This window comes from Nocardiopsis sp. TNDT3 (assembly GCF_003427465.1).
GTDB classification, from domain to species: Bacteria; Actinomycetota; Actinomycetes; order Streptosporangiales; family Streptosporangiaceae; genus Nocardiopsis; species Nocardiopsis dassonvillei.
The window spans coordinates 1-5,984 of sequence record NZ_QPFC01000173.1; the positions used below are offsets into that span (position 1 = coordinate 1).

The 5,984-nt window shown below is 72.4% G+C and carries 3 protein-coding genes; all 3 read right to left on the reverse strand.

The features are described 5' to 3' along the window. Positions 1 to 133: 133 nt before the first annotated feature. The 3 genes from carB to DQW06_RS04785 are packed head-to-tail and all read right to left on the reverse strand — an operon-like array spanning position 134 to position 5,944. Positions 134 to 3,436 (reverse strand): carbamoyl-phosphate synthase large subunit, encoded by a 3,303-nt coding sequence (gene carB / locus DQW06_RS04775; protein WP_013154118.1) that lies wholly within the window; start codon positions 3,434 to 3,436, stop codon positions 134 to 136. A 16-nt stretch (positions 3,437 to 3,452) separates the two neighbouring features. Then, positions 3,453 to 4,589: a glutamine-hydrolyzing carbamoyl-phosphate synthase small subunit gene (gene carA / locus DQW06_RS04780; protein WP_117198026.1), complete on the reverse strand. Its 1,137-nt coding sequence runs from the start codon at positions 4,587 to 4,589 to the stop codon at positions 3,453 to 3,455. A gap of 53 nt (positions 4,590 to 4,642) precedes the next feature. Further along, a complete protein-coding gene (locus DQW06_RS04785; RefSeq protein ID WP_019610771.1) occupies positions 4,643 to 5,944 on the reverse strand; it encodes a dihydroorotase in 1,302 nt (433 codons plus the stop codon). Positions 5,945 to 5,984 lie beyond the last annotated feature (40 nt).

Genomic DNA, 5,984 nt, shown 5'->3' on the forward strand with positions numbered 1-5,984 from the left:
CTCTCCGGGCGCCCGAAACAGGAAGGTACTGCGTGTGCCGTCCGTCGAGGGCGGTGGCCCGCCCGGCGCGAAGCGCCCCCGCGTGCGGTGGCGGGCGACGGGCGGGCGGAGCGGAGGCCCGAAGAGGAACAGCCTAGGCCCGGCTGGCGGTGAGGGTGCTCGCGTGCTCCTGGAGGGAGCGCACGCCGAGGTCCCCGCGCACCCGCGCCTCGATGGCCTGGACCGCGGCGGCCAGGCCCTGCACGGTGGTCACGCTGGGCACGCCGCGCACCACGGCCGCGGTGCGGATCTCGTAGCCGTCCAGACGCGGTCCGGCCTGCCCGGCGCTGCCGAAGGGCGTGTTGACGATGAGGTCGACGCCCCCGGAGTGGATGAGCTGCACGATGGTGGGCTCGCCCGCCGGGCCGCTGCCCTCGCTGTGCTTGCGCACCACGGTGGCGTGGACGCCGTTGCGGCGCAGGACCACGGCGGTGCCCTCGGTGGCCAGGATCTCGAAGCCGAGGTCGGCCAGGCGCTTGACCGGGAAGATCATCGAGCGCTTGTCGCGGTTGGCCACCGAGACGAACACCCGGCCCCGCTCGGGCAGGGAGTCGTTGAGGGCCAGCTGCGACTTGGCGTAGGCGGCGCCGAACTCGGTGTCCAGGCCCATGACCTCGCCGGTGGAGCGCATCTCGGGGCCGAGGATGGTGTCGACCCCCTCGCCCTCCTTGTCGATGAAGCGGTTGAAGGGCAGTACGGCCTCCTTCACCGACACCGGGGCGTCCACGGGAAGGTCGCCGCCGTCGCCGCGGGCGGGCAGCATGCCCTCCTCGCGCAGTTCGGCGATGGTGGCCCCGGCCATGACGCGGGCGGCGGCCTTGGCCAGCGGCACCGCGGTGGCCTTGGACACGAACGGCACGGTGCGCGAGGCGCGCGGGTTGGCCTCCAGGACGTTGAGCACACCGGAGGCGAGCGCGTACTGGACGTTGATCAGGCCGCGCACGCCCGTGCCGCGGGCGATGGCCTCGGTGGAGTAGCGGATGCGCTCGATGTCCTCGCGGCCCAGGGTGATGGAGGGCAGGGTGCACGCCGAGTCGCCGGAGTGGATCCCGGCCTCCTCGATGTGCTCCATGACCCCGCCCAGGTACAGGTCGCGGCCGTCGTAGAGGGCGTCGACGTCGATCTCGATGGCGTCGTCGAGGAAGCGGTCGATGAGCACCGGGTGCTCGGGGCTGACCTCGGCGTTGCGCTCGATGTAGTCGGCGAGCATCGCCTCGCTGTAGACGATCTCCATGCCGCGGCCGCCCAGCACGTAGGAGGGGCGGACCATGACGGGGTAGCCGATCTCGTCCGCGGCGGCCTTGGCCTCGGCGAAGGAGTAGGCGGTGCCGTACTTGGGCGCGGGCAGCCCGGCGTCGGCCAGGACCTTGCCGAACTCGCCGCGGTCCTCGGCCAGGTCGATGGCCTCGGGGCTGGTGCCGATGATGGGCACCCCGGCGTCCTTGAGGCGTCGGGCCAGGCCGAGCGGGGTCTGGCCGCCCAGCTGGACGATGACGCCGACGACCGGTCCGGCGGCCTGCTCGGCGCGCACGACCTCCAGCACGTCCTCCAGGGTGAGCGGCTCGAAGTAGAGCCGGTCGCTGGTGTCGTAGTCGGTGGAGACGGTCTCGGGGTTGCAGTTGACCATCACGGTCTCGTACCCGGCGTCGGAGAGGGCGAAGGAGGCGTGGACGCAGGAGTAGTCGAACTCCACGCCCTGGCCGATCCGGTTGGGTCCCGAGCCCAGGATGATGATCTTGGGGCGGTCGCCCGTGGGGACCTCGGTCTCCTCGTCGTAGCTGGAGTACAGGTAGGGCGTGCTGGCCTCGAACTCGGCGGCGCAGGTGTCCACGGTCAGGTAGACGGGGTGGACGCCCAGGGCGTGGCGCAGCTCGCGGACCACGTCCTCGCTGCGGCCGGTGATCTGGCCGATCTGGAGGTCGGAGAAGCCCAGCCCCTTGACCTGGCGCAGCAGGTCGGCGTCGAGCTTGGGGGCGTCGGCCAGGACGCGGGCCGCCTCCTCCAGGCGCAGCATCTGGTCCACGAACCAGGGGTCGATGCGGGTGGCCTCGTGGACCTCCTCGACGGTGGCCCCGGCGCGCAGGGCCTGCTGGACCTGGCGCAGGCGGTGCTCGGTGGGGGTGGCGGCCAGGCGCAGCAGCTCGTCCTTGTCGCCGGGCTCGCCCTCCCAGGTCAGGCCGACGCCCTTCTTCTCCAGGGAGCGCATGGCCTTCTGGAGGGCCTCGGGGAAGGAGCGGCCGATGGCCATGGCCTCGCCCACCGACTTCATGGTGGTGGTCAGGCCGGGGTCGGCGCCGGGGAACTTCTCGAAGGCGAAGCGGGGCACCTTGACGACGACGTAGTCGAGCGTGGGCTCGAAGCTGGCCGGGGTCTCCCGGGTGATGTCGTTGGGGATCTCGTCCAGGGTGTAGCCGACGGCGAGCTTGGCGGCGATCTTGGCGATCGGGAAGCCGGTGGCCTTGGAGGCCAGCGCCGAGGAGCGCGACACGCGCGGGTTCATCTCGATGACGATGACCCGGCCGGTGGTGGGGTGGACGGCGAACTGGATGTTGCAGCCGCCGGTGTCCACGCCGACCTCGCGGATGACGGCGATGCCGATGTCGCGCAGCTTCTGGTACTCGCGGTCGGTGAGGGTCATGGCGGGGGCGACGGTGATGGAGTCGCCGGTGTGCACGCCCATGGGGTCGAGGTTCTCGATGGAGCACACGACCACGACGTTGTCGTTGGTGTCGCGCATCAGCTCCAGCTCGTACTCCTTCCAGCCGAGGATGGACTCCTCCAGGAGCACCTCGGTGGTCGGGGAGAGCGCCAGGCCCTGCCCGGCGATGCGGCGCAGCTCGGACTCGTCGTGGGCGAAGCCCGAGCCCGCGCCGCCCATGGTGAAGGAGGGGCGCACGACGACGGGGTAGGAGAGCTCCTCGGCCGCGGCCAGGCACTCCTCCAGGGTGTGGCAGATGCGCGAGCGGGCGGACTCGCCGCCGATGCGCTCGACGATGCCCTTGAAGCTCTCGCGGTCCTCACCGGACTGGATGGCCTCGATGTTGGCGCCGATGAGCTCGACGCCGTACTTGGCGAGGATGCCCGCCTCGTCCAGGGCGACGGCGGCGTTGAGGGCGGTCTGCCCGCCCAGGGTGGGCAGGAGCGCGTCGGGGCGCTCCTTGGCGATGATCTTCTCGATCATCTCGGTGGTGATCGGCTCCACGTAGGTGGCGTCGGCGATCTCCGGGTCGGTCATGATCGTGGCCGGGTTGGAGTTGACCAGGATGACCCGCAAGCCCTCGGCCCGCAGAACCCGGCAGGCCTGGGTGCCCGAGTAGTCGAACTCGGCCGCCTGCCCGATCACGATCGGGCCGGAGCCGATCACGAGGACGGATGAAAGGTCACTACGGCGCGGCATGCTCTGCTTCCTCTTGCTACTTGGCAGCCGGAGCGGGCTGGGCGGACATCAGGTCGACGAACGCGTCGAAGAGTTCGGCGGCGTCGTGGGGGCCGGCGGCGGCCTCCGGGTGGAACTGGACGCTGAACGCGGGGCGGTCCAGCAGCCGCAGGCCCTCGACGACGCGGTCGTTGAGGCCGATGTGGCTGACCTCGGCCCGGCCGTAGGGGGTGTCGAAGGGCTCGTCGAGGGGGGCCTCGACGGCGAAGCCGTGGTTCTGGCTGGTGATGGCGACCCTGCCGGAGCGGGTGTCGATCACCGGCTGGTTGACGCCCCGGTGCCCGAAGGGCAGCTTGTAGGTGCCCAGGTCCAGGGCGCGCCCCAGGATCTGGTTGCCGAAGCAGATGCCGAAGAGCGGCCTGCTCGCGTCCAGGACGCCGCGCATGGCGGTGACGGGCCCGTCGGCGGTGGCGGGGTCGCCGGGGCCGTTGCTGAAGAACACCCCGTCCGGGTCCAGGGCGAGGATCTCCTCGGCGGTGGCGGTGGAGGGCAGCACGGTGACCCGGCACCCCCGCTCGGCCAGGCGCTGGGGGGTCATGGCCTTGATGCCCAGGTCCACGGCGGCGACGTGGAAGCGGGCGGTCACGCCCTCGGGCGGCAGGACCTCGTAGGGCTCGCCGGTGCTGACCTCGGCGGCCAGGTCGGCCCCGGCCATGGTGGGCTGCTGGCGCACGCGCTCCAGCAGGGCCCGCGGGTCGGTCTCGGTGGTGCTGATGGCGGCGCGCATGACGCCCTTGTCGCGCAGGTGGCGGGTGAGGGCGCGGGTGCCGGTGAGGGCGATGCCGACCACGCCCTGGCGGCGCAGCTCCTCGTCCAGGGTGCGCTCGGCCCGCCAGTTGGAGGTGATGCGGGCGGGCTCGCGCACGACGTACCCGGCGACCCAGACGCGGCCGGACTCGGGGTCGTCGTCGTTGACGCCGGTGTTGCCGATGTGGGGGGCGGTCATCACCACGATCTGGCGGTGGTACGAGGGGTCGGTGAGGGTCTCCTGGTAGCCGGTCATGCCGGTGTTGAAGACCGCCTCGCCGAAGGTCTCCCCGGTGGCGCCGAAGGAGCGGCCGTGGAAGACACGGCCGTCCTCGAGTACCAGAATCGCGGGTCCGCTCTCGGACACGTTCGCCCCCTCCTCCGCCGGGCCGTGGGCGGCCCGGGTGTTCTGTTCTGTGCTCACTGGATCTTCCCCTCCAGGACGGTCGGGGCGCCGCGCAGGAACGTGGCGCGCACCCGGCCGGGCAGGGTCATGCCCCGGAAGGGGGTGTTGCCGCTCTTGCTGACCATGGCCGCGCCGTCCACGTCGACGGCGGCGGCCGGGTCGTACAGGACCACGTTGGCGGGCTGGCCGACCGCCAGGTCACGCCCGTGGTCGTGGACCCGGCCGATGCGGGCCGGTGCCGCGGACATGCGGTCGGCGACGTCGGCCCAGGTCAGCAGGCCGGTGTCGACCATCGTGCGCTGCACGACCGCCAACGCCGTCTCCAACCCGACCATTCCCATGGCGGCGGTGGACCACTCGGTCTCCTTGGCCTCCGCGGGATGGGGGGCGTGGTCGGTGGCGACGATGTCGATGGTGCCGTCGGCCAGGCCCTCGCGCAGCGCCTGGACGTCCTCGGCGGTGCGCAGGGGCGGGTTGACCTTGTAGACGGGATCGTAGCCCTCCACCAGCTCCTCGGTCAGCAGGAGGTGGTGGGGTGTGACCTCGGCGGTGACGTCGCAGCCGCGGGCCTTGGCCCAGCGGATGATGTCGACCGAGCCCCTGGTCGAGACGTGGCACACGTGCAGGCGCGAGCCCACGTGCTGGGCGAGCAGGCAGTCGCGGGCGATGATCGCCTCCTCGGCGACCGCGGGCCAGCCGGGCAGGCCGAGGCGGTCGGAGACGGAGCCCTCGTTCATCTGGGCGCCCTGGGTCAGGCGCGGCTCCTGGGCGTGCTGGGCGATGACGCCGTCGAAGGCCTTGACGTACTCCAGGGCGCGGCGCATGAGCAGGGCGTCGGAGACGCAGATGCCGTCGTCGGAGAAGACGCGCACGCCCGCGGCGGAGTCGGCCATGGCGCCGATCTCGGAGAGGCGCTCCCCGGCCAGGCCGACGGTGACGGCGCCGACGGGGCGCACGTCGCAGTACCCGGCCTCGCGGCCCAGGCGCCAGACCTGTTCGACGACCCCGGCGGTGTCGGCGACGGGGTCGGTGTTGGCCATGGCGTGGACGGCGGTGTAGCCGCCCATGGCGGCGGAGCGGGAGCCGCTGGCGACCGTCTCGGCGTCCTCGCGGCCGGGCTCGCGCAGGTGGGTGTGCAGGTCCACCAGACCGGGCAGGGCGATCAGGCCGGTGGCGTCGACGGTCCGGGCGCCCTCGGGGGCGTCCAGGTCCCGGCCGGTCGCGGCGATCCGGCCGTCGGCCAGGAGCAGGTCGACGGGGTCGCCGCCGAGGGGGCGGGCGCCGCGGATCAGGTGCGGTCCGTGGGTGTCGGGCATCGCGGTGTTGGCTTCCTCGTGTTCTGGGATGGGGAGGGGC